25 protein-coding genes are annotated in these 14829 nt (G+C 68.4%); all 25 read right to left on the bottom strand.

Annotated features, from left to right (window positions below; all coding sequences use genetic code 11):
* Position 1 precedes the first annotated feature (1 nt).
* The 25 genes from G567_RS0105505 to rplP all read right to left on the bottom strand — a co-directional run bounded on the left by G567_RS0105505 (position 2) and on the right by rplP (position 14829).
* A complete protein-coding gene (locus G567_RS0105505; protein WP_028929194.1) occupies positions 2-1045 on the bottom strand; it encodes a DNA-directed RNA polymerase subunit alpha in 1044 nt (347 codons plus the stop codon).
* Positions 1046-1190: 145 nt separating this feature from the next.
* Complete coding sequence (rpsD, locus tag G567_RS0105500) at positions 1191-1796, bottom strand: 30S ribosomal protein S4 (protein WP_028929193.1); 606 nt, start codon at positions 1794-1796, stop codon at positions 1191-1193.
* A gap of 18 nt (positions 1797-1814) precedes the next feature.
* Entirely contained in the window at positions 1815-2222 is a 408-nt protein-coding gene (gene rpsK / locus G567_RS0105495) for a 30S ribosomal protein S11 (RefSeq protein WP_028929192.1), read from the bottom strand.
* Positions 2222-2602, bottom strand: a complete 381-nt coding sequence (gene rpsM, locus G567_RS0105490; RefSeq protein WP_028929191.1) for a 30S ribosomal protein S13 — start codon at positions 2600-2602, stop codon at positions 2222-2224. Before rpsM ends, rpsK begins: the two co-directional genes overlap by 1 nt.
* A 208-nt stretch (positions 2603-2810) precedes the next feature.
* The gene (rpmJ, locus tag G567_RS0105485; RefSeq protein ID WP_010148647.1) at positions 2811-2924 is read right to left on the bottom strand and encodes a 50S ribosomal protein L36; all 114 of its coding nucleotides are present in this window, start codon (positions 2922-2924) and stop codon (positions 2811-2813) included.
* 25 nt (positions 2925-2949) lie between these two features.
* A complete protein-coding gene (infA, locus tag G567_RS0105480) occupies positions 2950-3171 on the bottom strand; it encodes a translation initiation factor IF-1 (RefSeq protein WP_028929190.1) in 222 nt (73 codons plus the stop codon).
* 382 nt (positions 3172-3553) lie between these two features.
* Positions 3554-4936 (bottom strand): NAD(P)(+) transhydrogenase (Re/Si-specific) subunit beta, encoded by a 1383-nt coding sequence (locus G567_RS0105475; RefSeq protein ID WP_028929189.1) that lies wholly within the window; start codon positions 4934-4936, stop codon positions 3554-3556.
* A gap of 1 nt (position 4937) precedes the next feature.
* Complete coding sequence (locus tag G567_RS0105470) at positions 4938-5276, bottom strand: NAD(P) transhydrogenase subunit alpha part 2 (RefSeq protein ID WP_028929188.1); 339 nt, start codon at positions 5274-5276, stop codon at positions 4938-4940.
* Entirely contained in the window at positions 5276-6388 is a 1113-nt protein-coding gene (locus G567_RS0105465) for an NAD(P) transhydrogenase subunit alpha (protein WP_028929187.1), read from the bottom strand. Before G567_RS0105465 ends, G567_RS0105470 begins: the two co-directional genes overlap by 1 nt.
* 106 nt (positions 6389-6494) lie before the next feature.
* Positions 6495-7322: a type I methionyl aminopeptidase gene (map, locus tag G567_RS0105460; RefSeq protein ID WP_084795881.1), complete on the bottom strand. Its 828-nt coding sequence runs from the start codon at positions 7320-7322 to the stop codon at positions 6495-6497.
* 36 nt (positions 7323-7358) lie between these two features.
* Positions 7359-7910 (bottom strand): adenylate kinase, encoded by a 552-nt coding sequence (locus G567_RS0105455; protein WP_028929185.1) that lies wholly within the window; start codon positions 7908-7910, stop codon positions 7359-7361.
* 134 nt (positions 7911-8044) lie between these two features.
* Positions 8045-9355, bottom strand: a complete 1311-nt coding sequence (secY, locus tag G567_RS0105450; protein ID WP_028929184.1) for a preprotein translocase subunit SecY — start codon at positions 9353-9355, stop codon at positions 8045-8047.
* A 237-nt stretch (positions 9356-9592) separates the two neighbouring features.
* Complete coding sequence (gene rplO, locus G567_RS0105445; protein ID WP_028929183.1) at positions 9593-10042, bottom strand: 50S ribosomal protein L15; 450 nt, start codon at positions 10040-10042, stop codon at positions 9593-9595.
* Positions 10039-10239 carry a 50S ribosomal protein L30 gene (gene rpmD / locus G567_RS0105440; protein ID WP_028929182.1) on the bottom strand — a complete coding sequence of 67 codons (201 nt, stop codon included), beginning with the start codon at positions 10237-10239 and terminating at the stop codon, positions 10039-10041. The genes rplO and rpmD overlap by 4 nt, the downstream gene beginning before the upstream one ends.
* Positions 10240-10244: 5 nt before the next feature.
* On the bottom strand, positions 10245-10877 hold the full coding sequence (gene rpsE / locus G567_RS0105435) for a 30S ribosomal protein S5 (RefSeq protein WP_028929181.1): 633 nt from the start codon (positions 10875-10877) through the stop codon (positions 10245-10247).
* A 67-nt stretch (positions 10878-10944) separates the two neighbouring features.
* Positions 10945-11364, bottom strand: a complete 420-nt coding sequence (rplR, locus tag G567_RS0105430; RefSeq protein ID WP_037055904.1) for a 50S ribosomal protein L18 — start codon at positions 11362-11364, stop codon at positions 10945-10947.
* A complete protein-coding gene (rplF, locus tag G567_RS0105425; RefSeq protein WP_028929179.1) occupies positions 11364-11903 on the bottom strand; it encodes a 50S ribosomal protein L6 in 540 nt (179 codons plus the stop codon). Before rplF ends, rplR begins: the two co-directional genes overlap by 1 nt.
* A 16-nt stretch (positions 11904-11919) precedes the next feature.
* Complete coding sequence (gene rpsH, locus G567_RS0105420; protein WP_028929178.1) at positions 11920-12318, bottom strand: 30S ribosomal protein S8; 399 nt, start codon at positions 12316-12318, stop codon at positions 11920-11922.
* Between the two features lie 115 nt (positions 12319-12433).
* Entirely contained in the window at positions 12434-12619 is a 186-nt protein-coding gene (locus G567_RS0105415) for a type Z 30S ribosomal protein S14 (protein ID WP_028929177.1), read from the bottom strand.
* A 7-nt stretch (positions 12620-12626) separates the two neighbouring features.
* Positions 12627-13199: a 50S ribosomal protein L5 gene (gene rplE / locus G567_RS0105410; protein WP_028929176.1), complete on the bottom strand. Its 573-nt coding sequence runs from the start codon at positions 13197-13199 to the stop codon at positions 12627-12629.
* Entirely contained in the window at positions 13199-13513 is a 315-nt protein-coding gene (gene rplX, locus G567_RS0105405; RefSeq protein WP_028929175.1) for a 50S ribosomal protein L24, read from the bottom strand. The genes rplE and rplX overlap by 1 nt, the downstream gene beginning before the upstream one ends.
* A 2-nt stretch (positions 13514-13515) precedes the next feature.
* On the bottom strand, positions 13516-13884 hold the full coding sequence (rplN, locus tag G567_RS0105400) for a 50S ribosomal protein L14 (RefSeq protein WP_028929174.1): 369 nt from the start codon (positions 13882-13884) through the stop codon (positions 13516-13518).
* Positions 13881-14165, bottom strand: a complete 285-nt coding sequence (gene rpsQ, locus G567_RS0105395) for a 30S ribosomal protein S17 (RefSeq protein ID WP_028929173.1) — start codon at positions 14163-14165, stop codon at positions 13881-13883. The genes rplN and rpsQ overlap by 4 nt, the downstream gene beginning before the upstream one ends.
* Positions 14162-14410: a 50S ribosomal protein L29 gene (rpmC, locus tag G567_RS0105390; RefSeq protein ID WP_028929172.1), complete on the bottom strand. Its 249-nt coding sequence runs from the start codon at positions 14408-14410 to the stop codon at positions 14162-14164. The genes rpsQ and rpmC overlap by 4 nt, the downstream gene beginning before the upstream one ends.
* Entirely contained in the window at positions 14410-14829 is a 420-nt protein-coding gene (rplP, locus tag G567_RS0105385; protein ID WP_028929171.1) for a 50S ribosomal protein L16, read from the bottom strand. Before rplP ends, rpmC begins: the two co-directional genes overlap by 1 nt.

Genomic DNA, 14829 nt, shown 5'->3' with positions numbered 1-14829 from the left:
GCTACAGCTGCTCCGTTTCTGCGTAGTCCTGGCCGTCGTCCCCGAAGGTGTCGGGGTCGAACCCGTCGGAGCCATAGTCCGTGGCGGCGGCCGACGGATCGAATCCGGGCGGGCTGTCCTTGAGCGCCAGGCCGAGGCCGACGAGCTTCATCTTGACCTCGTCTATCGACTTGGCACCGAAGTTGCGGATGTCGAGCAGGTCGGCCTCGCTGCGACCCACCAGCTCGCCCACAGTGTGAATGCCCTCGCGCTTGAGGCAGTTGTAGGAGCGGACGGTGAGGTCCAGCTCCTCGATCGGCATCGCGAACGCCGCGATGGTGTCCGCCTCCTGCGGCGACGGCCCGATCTCGATGCCCTCGGCGTCGACGTTCAGCTCCCGGGCCAGCCCGAAGAGTTCAACCAGGGTCTTACCGGCCGAGGCCAGCGCGTCGCGCGGGGTGATCGAGGGCTTGGTCTCGACGTCGAGCACCAGCTTGTCGAAGTCGGTGCGCTGTTCGACACGGGTGGCCTCGACCTTGTAGGTCACCTTGAGCACCGGCGAGTAGATCGAGTCGATCGGAATGCGGCCGATCTCGGCGCCGGTGGCCTTGTTCTGCATGGCGGGCACGTAGCCGCGGCCCCGCTCGACGACGAGCTCGACCTCGAGCCTGCCCTTGTCGTTCAGCATCGCGATGTGCAGGTCCGGGTTGTGCACCGTGACACCGGCCGGGGGCACGATGTCACCGGCGGTGACCGGGCCGGGGCCCTGCTTGCGCAGGTACATCGTGACCGGCTCGTCCTCCTCGGAGCTGACGACGAGCTCCTTGAGGTTGAGGATGATGTCGGTGACGTCCTCCTTGACGCCGGGCACGGTGGTGAACTCGTGCAGCACGCCGTCGATGCGGATGCTGGTCACCGCCGCCCCCGGGATGGAGGAGAGCAGAGTGCGCCGGAGCGAGTTGCCCAGCGTGTATCCGAACCCCGGCTCCAACGGCTCGATGACGAACCGAGACCGGGTATCGGTGACCGAGTCCTCGGTCAGGGCGGGACGCTGAGAGATCAGCATTGGTGGTTTTCCTCTCATCGGCGCGGCAACCGCTATTTGATGCCGCGCCCCCGGCACGGCCTTCTCCGTGCCGGGGGTTGAAAGGACCGCCCGGCCTGGCCGGGCCTTGCCCTTCCGGGTCCTCGGGGGCAGCGCCCACGAGGACCTACTTCGAGTAGAGCTCGACGATCAGCTGCTCGGTGACCTGGGTGTCAATCTGGGCCCGCTCCGGCAGCTGGTGGACCAGGACGCGCAGGTTGGACGGCACAACCTGCAGCCACGCGGGAATCGGCCGGTCGCCCAGCAGCTCTTTGGCGATGATGAACGGATCCGTGTTCAGCGACTTCGGTCGGACGTCGATGATGTCGTAGCGCGAGACGCGGTAGCTGGGGATGTTCACCTTCTCGCCGTTGACGAGGAAGTGGCCGTGGTTCACCAGCTGGCGCGCCATCCGTCGGGTGCGCGCGAGGCCCGCCCGGTACACGACGTTGTCCAGCCGCGACTCGAGGATCTGCAGCAGGTTGTCACCGGTCTTGCCGGGACGCCGGTTGGCCTCCTCGTAGTACCGGCGGAACTGCTTCTCCAGCACGCCGTAGCCGAAGCGCGCCTTCTGCTTCTCCTGCAGCTGCAGGAGGTACTCGGTCTCCTTGATCCGGATCCGGCCGTGCTGGCCGGGCGGGTAGGGACGGCGTTCGAATGCCTGGTCGCCGCCGACGAGGTCGACCTTCAGCCGGCGGGACTTGCGGGTCATGGGTCCGGTGTAACGAGCCATGTCTGGTTCTCCCTCCCCTTAGACCCGGCGCCGCTTGGGCGGACGGCAGCCGTTGTGCGGCTGGGGGGTGACGTCGGAGATGGTGCCGACCTCGAGGCCCGCGGCCTGCAGCGAACGGATCGCGGTCTCCCGTCCCGAGCCCGGGCCCTTCACGAACACGTCGACCTTCTTCATCCCGTGCTCGGCGGCCTTGCGGGCAGCGTTCTCGGCGGCCATCTGTGCGGCGAACGGCGTCGACTTGCGCGAGCCCTTGAAACCGACGTGGCCGGCCGAGGCCCAGGCGATCACGGCGCCGTTCGGGTCGGTGATGGACACGATGGTGTTGTTGAAGGTGCTCTTGATGTGCGCATGGCCGTGCGCGACGTTCTTCTTCTCCTTGCGCCGGACCTTCTTGGGTCCGGACGCGGCACGCGTGCGGGGCGGCATTACTTCTTACCTGCCTTCTTCTTGCCGGCGACCGTCTTCTTCGGTCCCTTCCGGCCGCGGGCGTTGGTCTTCGTGCGCTGGCCGCGCACCGGAAGCCCCCGGCGGTGCCGGATCCCCTGGTAGCAGCCGATCTCGATCTTGCGCCGGATATCGGCCTGGACCTCACGGCGCAGGTCGCCCTCGACGCGGTAGTTGTTCTCGATGTACTCGCGCAGCTTCGCGAGGTCCTCGTCGCTCAGGTCGCGGGTGCGCAGATCGGCGCTGATCCCGATGGCCTCGAGGATCTCCTTCGAGCGGGACCGGCCGATCCCGTAGATGTAGGTGAGCGCGATCTCCATCCGCTTCTCGCGGGGGAGGTCGACGCCGGCGAGTCGTGCCATGCGGCGGGTTCTCCTTAGTCGTACTCCCAGGTCTGCTCCGCGCCCGTCCCGCGGTCCGACTCGCTCGACTGGACCCGGGCCCCGGCCTGGTTCCGGGGGTGGACCGGGCCCGCGTGGCCCGGCAGGTGCGCGGAGTTCCGCTGTGTTACTCGTGTTGCTGCTGTGCTGGTGCGGTCGAGAGGACCGCGACGTGCTCGGCGGTGCCCGCTCAGCCCTGGCGCTGCTTGTGGCGCAGGTTCTCGCAGATCACCATGACCCGGCCGTGCCGGCGGATCACCTTGCATTTGTCGCAGATCTTCTTGACGCTCGGCTGGACCTTCACGTCGTTGATCCCTGCTCTTGCGTGGTCACTTGTAGCGGTAGACGATGCGGCCGCGGGTGAGGTCGTAGGGAGAGAGTTCCACGACCACCCGGTCCTCGGGGAGGATCCGAATGTAGTGCTGCCGCATCTTCCCGCTGATGTGCGCGAGGACCCGGTGCCCGTTCTCCAACTCCACGCGGAACATCGCGTTCGGCAGGGGTTCGACGACCCGGCCCTCGACCTCGATCGCCCCATCCTTCTTGGCCATGTCCTCCGCGTTCCGTGACAGTTGTCGGTTGTCTCGTTCCGCACCGGACGCCGGACGGCCGGTCCCGGTGCGCGACGCGCGATGGGGCGACGGAACCGAAGGAGTGCGGGAGGGCACGACCGGAACCGGCGACACGAGGCGCGCCGATGCTCCAGTGTACGGGTGTTGCACAGACCGACGCACATGGGGTACGCGCGCGTGCGCGGCGGGACCGGTTGGTCGCTCCGAGTCCGGTTGACCTGAACCGGGGTGCAGGTGGTCGAGTCTCCCCCCGTGAGCACCGAGACGACCCCCTCTGACTGCCACAACGCCCGCTCGGCCGGCGGCTCACCGGGGTCGTGCGCGTGAACCTCGCTCCAGCGAGGCTTCACGCGCACGGGCGCTACAGCGCCTTGAGTTCCTCGGTCACCTCGACCACCGACTTCTTGGCATCGCCGAACAGCATGGAGGTGCGTTCGGCGTAGAAAAGCGGGTTGTCGATGCCCGCGAAGCCGGAGTTCATCGACCGCTTGAGCACGATGACGGACCTGGACTCGTCCACGTTGAGGATCGGCATCCCGTGGATCGGCGAGCTGGGGTCGTTGCGCGCCGCCGGATTGGTGACGTCGTTCGCCCCGATCACCAGCGTGACGTCGGTGCGGGAGAACTCGTCGTTGATCTCATCCATCTCCTTGAGCTGCTCGTAGGGGACGTCGGCCTCGGCGAGCAGGACGTTCATGTGTCCGGGCATCCGGCCGGCGACCGGATGGATCGCGTACTTGACCTCGACGCCCTTGGCCTCCAGCAGCTTGGCCATGTCCCGGACCGCGTGCTGGGCCTGGGCCACCGCCATCCCGTAGCCGGGCACCACGACGACCTGGGCGGCGTAGGCCATCTGGATCGCCGCATCGGCCGCGCTGGTGGCGCGCGCGGTGCGCTCGACCCCGTCGCCGCCTCCCGGGAGGGCCCCGCCGCCGCCGAACCCACCGGCCACGATCGCCGGGATCGACCGGTTCATCGCCTTGGCCATCAGGTTGGTCAGGATCGAACCGGACGCCCCGACGATCATCCCGGCGACGATCATCGCGGTGTTGCCCAGCGCCAGCCCGGCCGCCGCGGCCGACAGCCCGGTCAAGGCGTTGAGCAGGGAGATGACCACCGGCATGTCCGCGCCGCCGATCGGCAGCACCACCATCACCCCGAGCGCGGCCGCGAGCAGCAGCACGGCGATGACCCACCACTGCGAGGCGCCGCCCAGCCCGGCGATCACCGCGCACACGATCGCCCCGGCGAGCAACAGCAGGTTCACCAGCTGCTGCCCGCGGCCCAGGCCGATCGGCCTGCCGGGCACCAGCTCCTGCAGCTTGCCGAACGCGATGAGCGAGCCCCAGAACGACACCGATCCGATGATCGCCGCGAGCAGCGACGCGACGATGACATACAGCGGTTCCGCGGCAAACCCGTCTGAGGTGCGGAACTCCGACCAGGCGATCAGGGCGACCGCACCGCCGCCGACCCCGTTGAACAGTGCCACCATCTGCGGCATCGCGGTCATCTTCACCTGCCGTGCCGCCGGGATGCCCAGCGCGGCGCCGACGACCAGACCGACGATGATCAGCACCCAGTTGTGCTGCACCCGCAGCAGTGTCGCGACCACCGCGATGGTCATGCCGACCGCCGCGATCAGGTTGCCGCGCACCGCGGTCTTCGGGCCGGTCAGGCCCATCAGGCCATAGATGAACAGCGAGAACGCGATGATGTACAGGGCCGCGACCAAGGTGTCCATCTCAGCGCTCGACCTTTCCGTTGGACGCGGCCGCGCCGGCCTTCGGCGGCACCGGCTTGGACTTGAACATGCCCAGCATCCGGTCGGTCACCAGGAACCCACCGATCACGTTGATCATGCCGAAGGCGATCGCCACCACCAGGATGATCGAATCGAGCACCGTGGGGTCCTCCAGCCGCCCGAGCACGATCAACCCGCCCAGCAGCACGATGCCGTGGATCGCGTTCGTGCCCGACATCAGCGGGGTGTGCAGGGTGTTCGGCACCTTCGAGATCACCGCGAACCCCACGAACCCGGCCAGTACCAGGATCGCGATGTCCGCCAACAGCCCGGACTCCATCAGCTCGTCTCCTCCGTGCGCGTGATGCACGACCTGGCCAATACCTCGTCCGACCAGTCCGGCGCCAACGCGCCGTGCTCGTCGAGCATCAACTCCAGCAACGCCGATACGTTGCGCGCGTACAGCTCCGAGGCGTGCTCCGGCATCGATGCCGGCAGGTTCAGCGGCGACGCGATCGTCACGTCATGCTTGACGACGGTCTCGCCCGGCTCGGTCAGCTCGCAGTTGCCACCGCTCTCTCCGGCCAGATCGACCACGACGCTGCCGGGACGCATCCCCTGCACCGCCTTCGCCGTCACCAGCGTCGGGGCCCGCCGTCCCGGGACGTTCGCGGTGGTGATCACCACGTCGAAGCCGGTGATCGCCTCCTCCAACCGCTGCTGCTGCTCGGCCCGCTCGGCCTCGGTCAGCTCGCGGGCGTACCCGCCCTCACCGACCGCCTCGATGCCCAGATCCAGCCACTGCGCACCCAGCGAGCGCACCTGATCGGCCACCTCGGGGCGCACGTCGTATCCGGTGGTGCGCGACCCCAGCCGCTTCGCCGTGGCCAGCGCCTGCAAGCCGGCGACCCCGACCCCCAGCACCAGCGCCGTCGCCGGTTTCACGGTGCCCGCCGCCGTCGTGAGCATCGGGAAGAACCGGGTGGACCGCTCCGCGGCCAGCAACACCGCCTTGTAGCCCGCCACGTTCGCCTGCGACGACAACGCGTCCATGGACTGCGCCCGTGAGATCCGCGGGATCGACTCCATCGCGAATCCGGTCACCCCGGCCGACCGCAGCGCGACCACCGTCTCCGGCGACGTCAGCGGCGCCAGGAACCCGATCACCGTCGAACCCGTCCGCAACCGGCCGATCTCCTCCGGTGCCGGCGGCGCCACCTTCACCACCACATCCGCCGACCACGGATCGCCGATCGAGGCCCCCGCAGCGATGAACAACTCATCCGGGATCAACGCACCCAACCCGGCACCCGACTCCACCACGACCTCGACGCCCCGCCCACGGAGCCTCTCCACCACCTTGGGCACCAGCGCCACCCGGCGCTCGCCCGCACCGGCCTCCCGAGGCACACCCACGGTGGTGCGGTCACGCGCTGCGGCTTCTGCACTCATGCCGAGAATTTAGACCAGCCGGTTTCCGGCCGTGCGCCGACCAACATCACACCGTCCGAGCCGTCCAGGTGGGGAGGTTCCTGACCAGATGTCCGAATCGATCCGGTTAGTCGGCCGGAACCGTGAGCAGCCACGGACCGTCCTCGGTCACGGCGACCGTGTGCTCCCAGTGCACGGCACGGCTCCCGTCGACGGTCACGACCGTCCAACCGTCCGCGAGCTCCCGCGTTTCCGGGTCGCCCGCGGTCAGCATCGGTTCGATGGCCAGCGCCATGCCCGGGCGCAGCCGGGGCCCCTGGCCCGGGCTGCCGAGGTTGGGCAAGAACGGGTCCATGTGCATCGACGAGCCGATGCCGTGGCCGCCGTACTCCGCGACGATGCCGTAGTCGCCGCCGCTGCGCTGCGCGGCTTGCTCGACGGCCACCTGCACGGCGTGCGAGATGTCCGAGAGCCGCCCGCCGGCCCGCACGGCGGCGATCCCGGCGCGCAGTGACTCCCGGCAGGCCGCGGACAGCGCAAGGTCGGCCTCCGAGACCACCCCGACCGGGATGGTGACCGCCGCGTCGCCGTGCCAGCCGTCGAGCACGGCTCCGCAGTCGACGGAGACGAGGTCGCCGTCGGCGAGCACCGTCGACGCCGACGGGATCCCGTGCACGATCTGCTCGTTCACCGACGCGCAGATCGATGCGGGATAGCCGTGGTAGCCGAGGAAGGACGGGACGGCGCCGGCGTCGCGAATCGTCTGCTCGGCCAGTGCATCCAGCTCCGCGGTGGTGACCCCGGGCCGAGCCCGCTCGGTCACCGCCGCGAGCGTCCTCGCCACCAGCGCACCCGCGGCCCGCATGGCCTCGAGCTCGCCCTGGCTCTTGATCTCGATATCGCGCCCGCGGAGCCGGGCGAGTGCCCGGCGGACACCCACTCGGCCACCGCTCACGGCTGTACTCCTGTCATATCCGGGCCGCCGGCGTCCTCAACGCCGGTCCGGCAGGACCTCGAAGACCCGGTTGGTGATCTCGTCGACCGTGCCCACCGCGTCGACGGTCAGCAGCCGGTCGCGGTAGAAGTCCAGCAGCGGCGAGGTCTCCTCGCGGTAGACCTGCTGGCGGCGCCGGATGACATCCTCGGTGTCGTCGGATCGACCGCGGCCGAGCAGCCGCTGCACCAGCTCGTCCTCCGGCACGACGAACTCGACGACCGCGTCGAGCTCGTCGCCGATCTCGGCCAGCAGCCCGGAGAGGGCCTCGGCCTGGGTGACGGTGCGCGGAAACCCGTCGAGGAGGAAGCCCTTCGCAGCGTCCGGCTGCGCCAGCCGATCGCGGACCATGCCCACGGTCACCGTGTCGGGAACGAGCTCACCGGCGTCCATGTAGCGCTTCGCCTCGACGCCCAGCGGAGTCTCGTCGCGGAGGTTCGCGCGGAACAGATCCCCCGTCGAAATGTGCGGAATGTCCAAGCGCTCGGCCAGACGCTCCGCCTGGGTGCCCTTGCCCGCGCCAGGCGGGCCAACCAGAACGAGTCGCACGCGAACCCAACCTCCCTGGTGTCTCTGGTGTGCTGCCGGTCGCCGTTACCGATCGGTGGGGCGGCGGGTCCGAGTCCCTCATCTGCGCACAGCACCACCGCGGCGCCGTACAGCCGGGGATCCGTCACCGCACCTTAACGCAGGAATCCCTCGTAGTTTCGCTGCATGAGCTGACTCTCGATCTGTTTCACTGTGTCCAGCCCCACACCCACCATGATCAGCACCGCGGTGCCGCCGAACGGGAAGTTCTGGTTCTGCCCAGTTCCGGTGATCCCGAGGAAGAAGTTCGGCAGCACGGCGACGATGCCGAGATACAGCGATCCGGGCAGGGTGATGCGGGAGAGCACGAAATGCAGGTACTCGGCGGTCGGGCGGCCGGGCCGGATACCCGGGATGAAACCGCCGAACTTCTTCATCTCGTCGGCCCGCTCGTCGGGGTTGAACGTGATGCCGACATAGAAGTACGTGAAGAAGATGATCAGCCCGACGTACAGCATGATGTGCAGCCAGTTGGACTGGTCGACCAGGTAGGTCTGCACGAACTGCTGGAACCCGCCGCTTTCGCTGCCGGCCAGCTGGGAGAGGAGTTGGGGCATGTAGAGCAGCGAGCTGCCGAAGATGACCGGGATGACCCCTGCCTGGTTGACCTTCAACGGCAGGTAGGTCGACGTGCCGCCGTACATCCGCCTGCCGACCATGCGCTTGGCGTACTGCACCGGGATCCGCCGCTGGCCCTGCTCGACGAACACCACGCTGGCGAAGATCGCGAGAGCGAAGACGCAGACACCCACGAACACGAGGCCGCCGGAGTTGTCGAGGATGTTCTTGCCCTCGGCCGGGACGCGGTGCGCGATCGAGGTGAAGATCAGCAGCGACATGCCGTTGCCGACGCCGCGCTCGGTGATCTGCTCGCCGAGCCACATCACGACGGCGGTGCCCGCCGTCATCACGATGACGATCACCGAGAGCGAGTACACGCTCGAGTCGGGGATGACGGGTAGCGAGCAGTTGGCGAACAGCTGGCCACGGTCGGCCAACGCGACGATGCCGGTGGATTGCAGGATGGCCAGCGCGATCGTCAGATATCGGGTGTACTGGGTCAGCTTGTTCTGACCCGACTGCCCTTCCTTCTTCAACTGCTCGAACCGCGGAATGACGACGGTGAGCAACTGGACGATGATGCTCGCCGTGATGTAGGGCATGATCCCCAATGCGAGGATCGACAATTGCAGCAGCGCCCCGCCGGAGAACAGGTTGATCAGGGAGTAGACGTTGGCGTTCTCCCCGCCCTCAACCTGCTTGATGCACTCCTGCACGTTGGGGTAGGAAACCCCCGGCGACGGGATGTTGGCGCCGAGGCGGTACACCGCGACGACGCCCAGGGTAAAGAGGATCTTCTTCCGGAGGTCGGGCGTCGCAAGTGCCGACCGGAAAGCGCTGAGCACTCGGGCCCCTCCTGTACGTCAGCGGCACGCTGCCGCCGCCGGCCGAATCGCTCCGACCCACGGGGGCGGGGGGCGGCTCGCTCGCGCTCCCACCTGCACCCGCCCTGCGCCCGCATCCAACCTGCCGGCCCGGGCGCGCAACGACTTTAACAGCGGCGCTGCGGAACGACGCCGCCGCCCGTACCCCCGCTCGTGGGCGATGTCCACGAGTCCGGGCTACGGGCGGCGGGCTGCGGACTACAGCTCGGTGACGGATCCGCCGGCGGCGGTGATCTTGTCGCGGGCGCTGCCGGAGAATGCGTGCGCACGCACCGTCAGCGCGATCCCGTCGATGTCCCCGTTGCCGAGCACCTTGACCGGCCGGTTGGCGCGGACGGCGCCGGCCGCGGCCAGCTCGTCCGGGCCCACCGAGCCGCCCTGCGGGAAGAGCTCCGCCAGGTCACCCACGTTCACGACCTGGTACTCCACCCGAAACCGGTTCTTGAAGCCCTTGAGCTTGGGCAGCCGCATGTGCAGCGGCATCTGCCCACCCTCGAAGGCGGCGGGGACGGTCTTGCGGGCCTTCGTGCCCTTCGTACCGCGTCCCGCGGTCTTGCCCTTGCTCCCGTCACCCCGGCCGACCCGCGTCTTCGCAGTCTTCGCGCCAGGCGCCGGACGCAGGTGGTGGATCTTGATGGCCTCGCTCATCGGGCTTCGACCTCCTCCACCGTCACGAGGTGTCGCACAGTGTTGATCATCCCGCGGATCTGCGGGGTGTCCTCGCGCTCCACGCTCTGGCGAATCTTGCGAAGCCCGAGGGACTGCAGGGTCGCCCGCTGGTTCTGCTTGCTGCCGATGACGCTGCGCACCTGGGTGATCTTCAGCCTCTGAGCCGTCTCAGCCATGGTGCTCACGCCCTCGAGCCCTGAGCCGCGGCGGCACGGGCACGCATCATGTAGGCGGGCATGACGTCCTCCAGCGGCAGGTTGCGGCGGGCCGCGACCTCCTCCGGGCGCTGCAGCTGCTTGAGCGCGGCCACCGTGGCGTGCACGATGTTGATCGCGTTGTCACTGCCCAACGACTTCGAGAGCACGTCGTGGATGCCGGCGCATTCCAGCACCGCGCGGACCGGGCCGCCGGCGATGACACCGGTACCCGGGCTGGCCGGGCGCAGCAGCACCACACCGGCGGCCGCCTCGCCCTGGACCCGGTGCACGATCGTGCCGCCGATGCGCGGGACGCGGAAGAAGTTCTTCTTCGCCTCCTCGACACCCTTGGCGATCGCCGCGGGCACCTCCTTGGCCTTGCCGTAGCCGACGCCGACGAGGCCGTCGCCGTCGCCCACGATCATCAGGGCGGTGAAGCTGAAGCGCCGACCACCCTTGACGACCTTCGCCACGCGGTTGATCGTGACCAGCCGCTCGATGTACGGGGTCTTGTCCTGGGCCGCCCCGCCACGGCCTCCGTCCCGGCGGTCCCGGCGGTCACGGCTGTCGCCGCTGCCGCCGGGCCCTCCGCCGTCACGCCGTGCACGTCCCGGCATCAGGCGTTCCCTTCCGTTGTCTTGATGGTTCGGCCCTTCGAGCAGGCCGCACGAATCGTCGCCTGCACTAGAACTCCAGCCCGTTCTCGCGCGCCGCGTCCGCGAGCGCCGCGATCCGACCGTGGTAGTTGTAACCACCTCGGTCGAACACGACGGCGGTCACGCCGGCCTCGCGAGCCCGCGCGGCGAGCAGCTCGCCGACCTTGGCCGCCTTGGCCTTCTTGTCGCCCTCCAGCGCACGGACGTCGGCCTCCATCGACGATGCCGAGGCGAGCGTGCGGCCCGCAAGATCGTCGATGATCTGCACGAACATGTGCCGCGAGCTGCGGTGGACAGCGAGACGCGGACGCTGCGGGCTGCCCTGGATCTTCTTGCGGAGCCGGGTGTGCCGGCGCGCCCTGGCGATCCGGCGCTTGCTCGACACCGTCGACCCAGCCCGCTTCTTGGCAGCCGACGAGGTCGCGGCTGCGGAAATCGTGTCGGCCATCACTTACCCGTCTTCCCGACCTTGCGGCGGACCACCTCGCCGGCGTACCGCACACCCTTGCCCTTGTACGGGTCCGGCCTGCGCAGCTTCCGGATGTTCGCGGCGGTCTCGCCGACCACCTGCTTGTCGATACCGGAGACGGAGAACCGGGTGGGTGACTCCACCGCGAAGATGATGCCCTCCGGAGCCTCGACGACGACCGGGTGGCTGTAGCCCAGCGCGAACTCGAGACTGGAGCCCTTCAGCGCGACGCGGTAGCCGACGCCGTGAATCTCCATCTTCTTCTCGTAACCGGCCGTCACGCCGATGACGAGGTTGTTCACGAGCGTGCGGGACAGGCCGTGGTAGGCCTTCGTCTTGCGCTCGTCGTCAGGGCGCTTCACCAGTACTACGCCGTCCTCGCCGCGCTCGACCGTGATCGGATCGATCAGGGTGTGCGACAGGGTGCCCTTGGGGCCCTTGACGGTGACCGTGCGGCCCTCGATGGTCACATCGACACCGGACGGAACGGTGATCGGCAGTTTCCCGATGCGGGACATCGCTACTCCTCCCCTCTCACCAGACGTAGGCGAGGACTTCCCCGCCCACGCCGTCCCGATTGGCCTGCTTGTCCGTCAGCAGCCCCTTCGACGTCGAGATGATCGCGACGCCGAGGCCGCCGAGCACGCGCGGCAGGTTGTTGGACTTCGCGTAGACCCGCAGGCCGGGCTTGGACACCCGGCGTACCCCGGCGATGCTGCGCTCCCGGTTGCGCCCGTACTTGAGCTCGATCACCAGGGACTTGCCGACCTCGGCGTCCTCGGTGCGGTGCGAGGCGATGTAACCCTCCCGCTGAAGGATCTCCGCGATCGCCACCTTCAGCTTGGAGTGGGGCATCACGACACGGTCGTGGTATGCCGAGTTCGCATTCCGCAGACGGGTCAGCATGTCTGCGATCGGATCGGTCATCGTCATGGTGACGTCACTTTCCCGCCCTGGTTCCCCGCGGGGCCTGTGGCGATTGGGCTCCACCCCCGTGAGTGCCGAGTGACGCCATGGCGCTACTCGCCACTCACGGGCACGAAGTGCATTACCAACTGCTCTTGCTCACGCCGGGCAGCTCGCCTGCATGCGCCATCTGGCGCAGGCAGACCCGGCACAGCCCGAACTTGCGCAGTACCGCGCGCGGCCGCCCGCACTTCTGGCAGCGGGTGTAGCCGCGGACGGCGAACTTCGGCTTCTTGGCCGCCTTGATGATCAACGCCTTCTTGGCCATCGGCTGGTCAGCTCTCCTTGAAGGGGAAGCCCAGCCTGCGCAGCAGCGACCGGCCCTCCTCGTCCGTGGTCGCGGTGGTCACGACGGTGATGTCCATGCCCCGCGGCCGATCGATCGTGTCCGGGTTGATCTCGTGGAACATCGACTGCTCGGTGAGACCGAACGTGTAGTTGCCCCGGCCGTCGAACTGGTTCGGCGAGAGCCCCCGGAAGTCGCGGATACGCGGCAGCGCGATCGTCAGCATCCGGTCGAGGAACTCCCACATCCGATCACCGCGCAGGGTGACCTTGGCGCCGATCGGCATGCCCTCGCGCAGCTTGAACTGCGCGATCGATCGGGTCGCCCGGCGGATCTGCGGACGCTGGCCGGTGATGGTCGCGAGGTCGCGGACCGCGCCGTCGATCAGCTTCGCGTCCCGGGCGGCGTCGCCGACGCCCATGTTGACGACGACCTTGACCACACCCGGGATCTGCATGACGTTGCCGTAGCCGAACTGCTCCTGCAGCTGGCCGCGGATCTCGTCCCGGTAGCGCTGGCGCAGGCGCGGAGGCACCTTCGCCGGCGTTTCGACGGTGGTCATCAGATCTCCTTTCCGTTGCGCTTGGAGATCCGCACCCGCGTACCGTCCTCGGTGACCTTCTTGCCCACCCGCGTCGGCTTCCCGTCGGAGTCGATCACCATCACGTTCGAGACGTGGATAGGCGCCTCCTGGGTGACGATGCCGCCGGATTGCGCACCGCGCTGATTCTGGCTGATCCGCGTGTGCTTCTTGATGCGGTTCACGCCCTCGACGAGGACCCGGTCGCGGGCCGGGTAGGCCTGGATGACCTTGCCCTTGGCGCCCTTGTCCTTGCCGGCGATCACGAGCACCGTGTCGCCCTTCTTCACCTTCATGACTACAGCACCTCCGGAGCGAGGGAGATGATCTTCATGAACCGCTTGTCGCGCAGCTCGCGACCGACGGGTCCGAAGATGCGGGTCCCCCGCGGCTCGCCGTCCGGCTTGATCAGCACGGCGGCGTTCTCGTCGAACCGGATGTAGCTGCCGTCCGGACGACGCTTCTCCTTGACGGTGCGCACGATGACGGCCTTGACCACGTCACCCCGCTTCACCCCGGCACCGGGGATGGCGTCCTTCACCGTCGCGACGATGGTGTCCCCGATCCCCGCGTAGCGCCGCGCCGAACCACCCAGCACCCGGATGCACAGGATCTCCTTGGCCCCGGTGTTGTCGGCGACGCGCAGCCGCGACTCCTGCTGGATCACTTCGCCTTCTCCAGGATCTCCACCAGCCGCCAGCGCTTGGTCGCCGACAGCGGTCGGGTCTCCATCAGCCGGACGCGGTCACCGACGCCGGCCGAGTTGGTCTCGTCGTGCGCCTTGACCTTGCTGGTCCGCCGGATGACCTTGCCGTACAGCGGGTGCTTCACCCGGTCTTCGAGGGAGACCACGATCGTCTTGTCCATCTTGTCGGACACGACCAGCCCCTCGCGGACCTTCCGTTCCCCGCGCGTCGCCGTTCCACTCTGCTGAGTCTGTTCGCTCATGCCGCGCCCTCGTCATCGATCGGCGCCGAGGACAGACCCAGCTCGCGCTCGCGCATCACGGTGTAGATCCGCGCGATGTCGTGCCGGACGGTCCGCAGCCGCCGGTTGTTGTCCAGCTGCCCGGTCGCCATCTGGAAGCGGAGGTTGAACAGCTCCTCCTTGGCCTCCCGCACACGCAGCGCGAGCTCCTCGTCGGAGAGCTCACGCAGCTCGGCGGCGGTGGTACCCGACCCCGTGCGTGCCATCAGATGTCACCACCCTCACGGGTCACGATCCGGCACTTCATCGGCAGCTTGTGGATGGCGCGACGCAGCGCCTCGCGAGCGGTCTGCTCGTTCGGGTAGCTCATCTCGAAGAGCACCCGGCCGGGCTTCACGTTGGTCACCCACTTCTCCGGAGAACCCTTGCCGGAACCCATCCGGGTCTCCGCAGGCTTCTTGGTCAGCGGCCGGTCCGGGAAGACGTTGATCCACACCTTGCCACCACGGCGGATGTGCCGGTTGATCGCGATACGCGCCGACTCGATCTGCCGGTTGGTCACGTACGCAGGCTCGAGCGCCTGGATCCCGAAGTCACCGAAGGTGACCCGGGTACCCCCGGACGCCATGCCCGTCCGGTGCGGACGGTGCTGCTTGCGGTGCTTGACCTTGCGCGGGATCAGCAT

It is taken from the genome of Pseudonocardia asaccharolytica DSM 44247 = NBRC 16224 (genome assembly GCF_000423625.1).
Classification (GTDB): Bacteria; Actinomycetota; Actinomycetes; order Mycobacteriales; family Pseudonocardiaceae; genus Pseudonocardia; species Pseudonocardia asaccharolytica.
This window is presented reverse-complemented; position numbering and strand designations above follow the sequence as displayed.

Excerpts from the sequence above, each read along its gene's own strand:
- rpsD (WP_028929193.1), bottom strand. The coding sequence starts at position 1,796 with ATGGCTCGTTACACCGGACCCATGACCCGCAAGTCCCGCCGGCTGAAG.
- rpsK (WP_028929192.1), bottom strand. The coding sequence starts at position 2,222 with ATGCCGCCCCGCACGCGTGCCGCGTCCGGACCCAAGAAGGTCCGGCGC.
- rpsM (WP_028929191.1), bottom strand. The coding sequence starts at position 2,602 with ATGGCACGACTCGCCGGCGTCGACCTCCCCCGCGAGAAGCGGATGGAG.
- G567_RS0105470 (WP_028929188.1), bottom strand. The coding sequence starts at position 5,276 with ATGGAGTCCGGGCTGTTGGCGGACATCGCGATCCTGGTACTGGCCGGG.
- G567_RS0105465 (WP_028929187.1), bottom strand. The coding sequence starts at position 6,388 with ATGAGTGCAGAAGCCGCAGCGCGTGACCGCACCACCGTGGGTGTGCCT.
- rplX (WP_028929175.1), bottom strand. The coding sequence starts at position 13,513 with ATGAAGGTGAAGAAGGGCGACACGGTGCTCGTGATCGCCGGCAAGGAC.
- G567_RS0105475 (WP_028929189.1), bottom strand. The coding sequence starts at position 4,936 with ATGGACACCTTGGTCGCGGCCCTGTACATCATCGCGTTCTCGCTGTTC.
- rpsE (WP_028929181.1), bottom strand. The coding sequence starts at position 10,877 with ATGCCGGGACGTGCACGGCGTGACGGCGGAGGGCCCGGCGGCAGCGGC.
- G567_RS0105415 (WP_028929177.1), bottom strand. The coding sequence starts at position 12,619 with ATGGCCAAGAAGGCGTTGATCATCAAGGCGGCCAAGAAGCCGAAGTTC.
- infA (WP_028929190.1), bottom strand. The coding sequence starts at position 3,171 with ATGGCCAAGAAGGATGGGGCGATCGAGGTCGAGGGCCGGGTCGTCGAA.
- rpmC (WP_028929172.1), bottom strand. The coding sequence starts at position 14,410 with ATGGCACGCACGGGGTCGGGTACCACCGCCGCCGAGCTGCGTGAGCTC.
- rplP (WP_028929171.1), bottom strand. The coding sequence starts at position 14,829 with ATGCTGATCCCGCGCAAGGTCAAGCACCGCAAGCAGCACCGTCCGCAC.
- rplE (WP_028929176.1), bottom strand. The coding sequence starts at position 13,199 with ATGACCACCGTCGAAACGCCGGCGAAGGTGCCTCCGCGCCTGCGCCAG.
- rpsQ (WP_028929173.1), bottom strand. The coding sequence starts at position 14,165 with ATGAGCGAACAGACTCAGCAGAGTGGAACGGCGACGCGCGGGGAACGG.
- rpmD (WP_028929182.1), bottom strand. The coding sequence starts at position 10,239 with ATGGCTGAGACGGCTCAGAGGCTGAAGATCACCCAGGTGCGCAGCGTC.
- rplR (WP_037055904.1), bottom strand. The coding sequence starts at position 11,364 with ATGGCCGACACGATTTCCGCAGCCGCGACCTCGTCGGCTGCCAAGAAG.
- rpsH (WP_028929178.1), bottom strand. The coding sequence starts at position 12,318 with ATGACGATGACCGATCCGATCGCAGACATGCTGACCCGTCTGCGGAAT.
- rplF (WP_028929179.1), bottom strand. The coding sequence starts at position 11,903 with ATGTCCCGCATCGGGAAACTGCCGATCACCGTTCCGTCCGGTGTCGAT.
- rplO (WP_028929183.1), bottom strand. The coding sequence starts at position 10,042 with ATGAGCGAGGCCATCAAGATCCACCACCTGCGTCCGGCGCCTGGCGCG.
- G567_RS0105505 (WP_028929194.1), bottom strand. The coding sequence starts at position 1,045 with ATGCTGATCTCTCAGCGTCCCGCCCTGACCGAGGACTCGGTCACCGAT.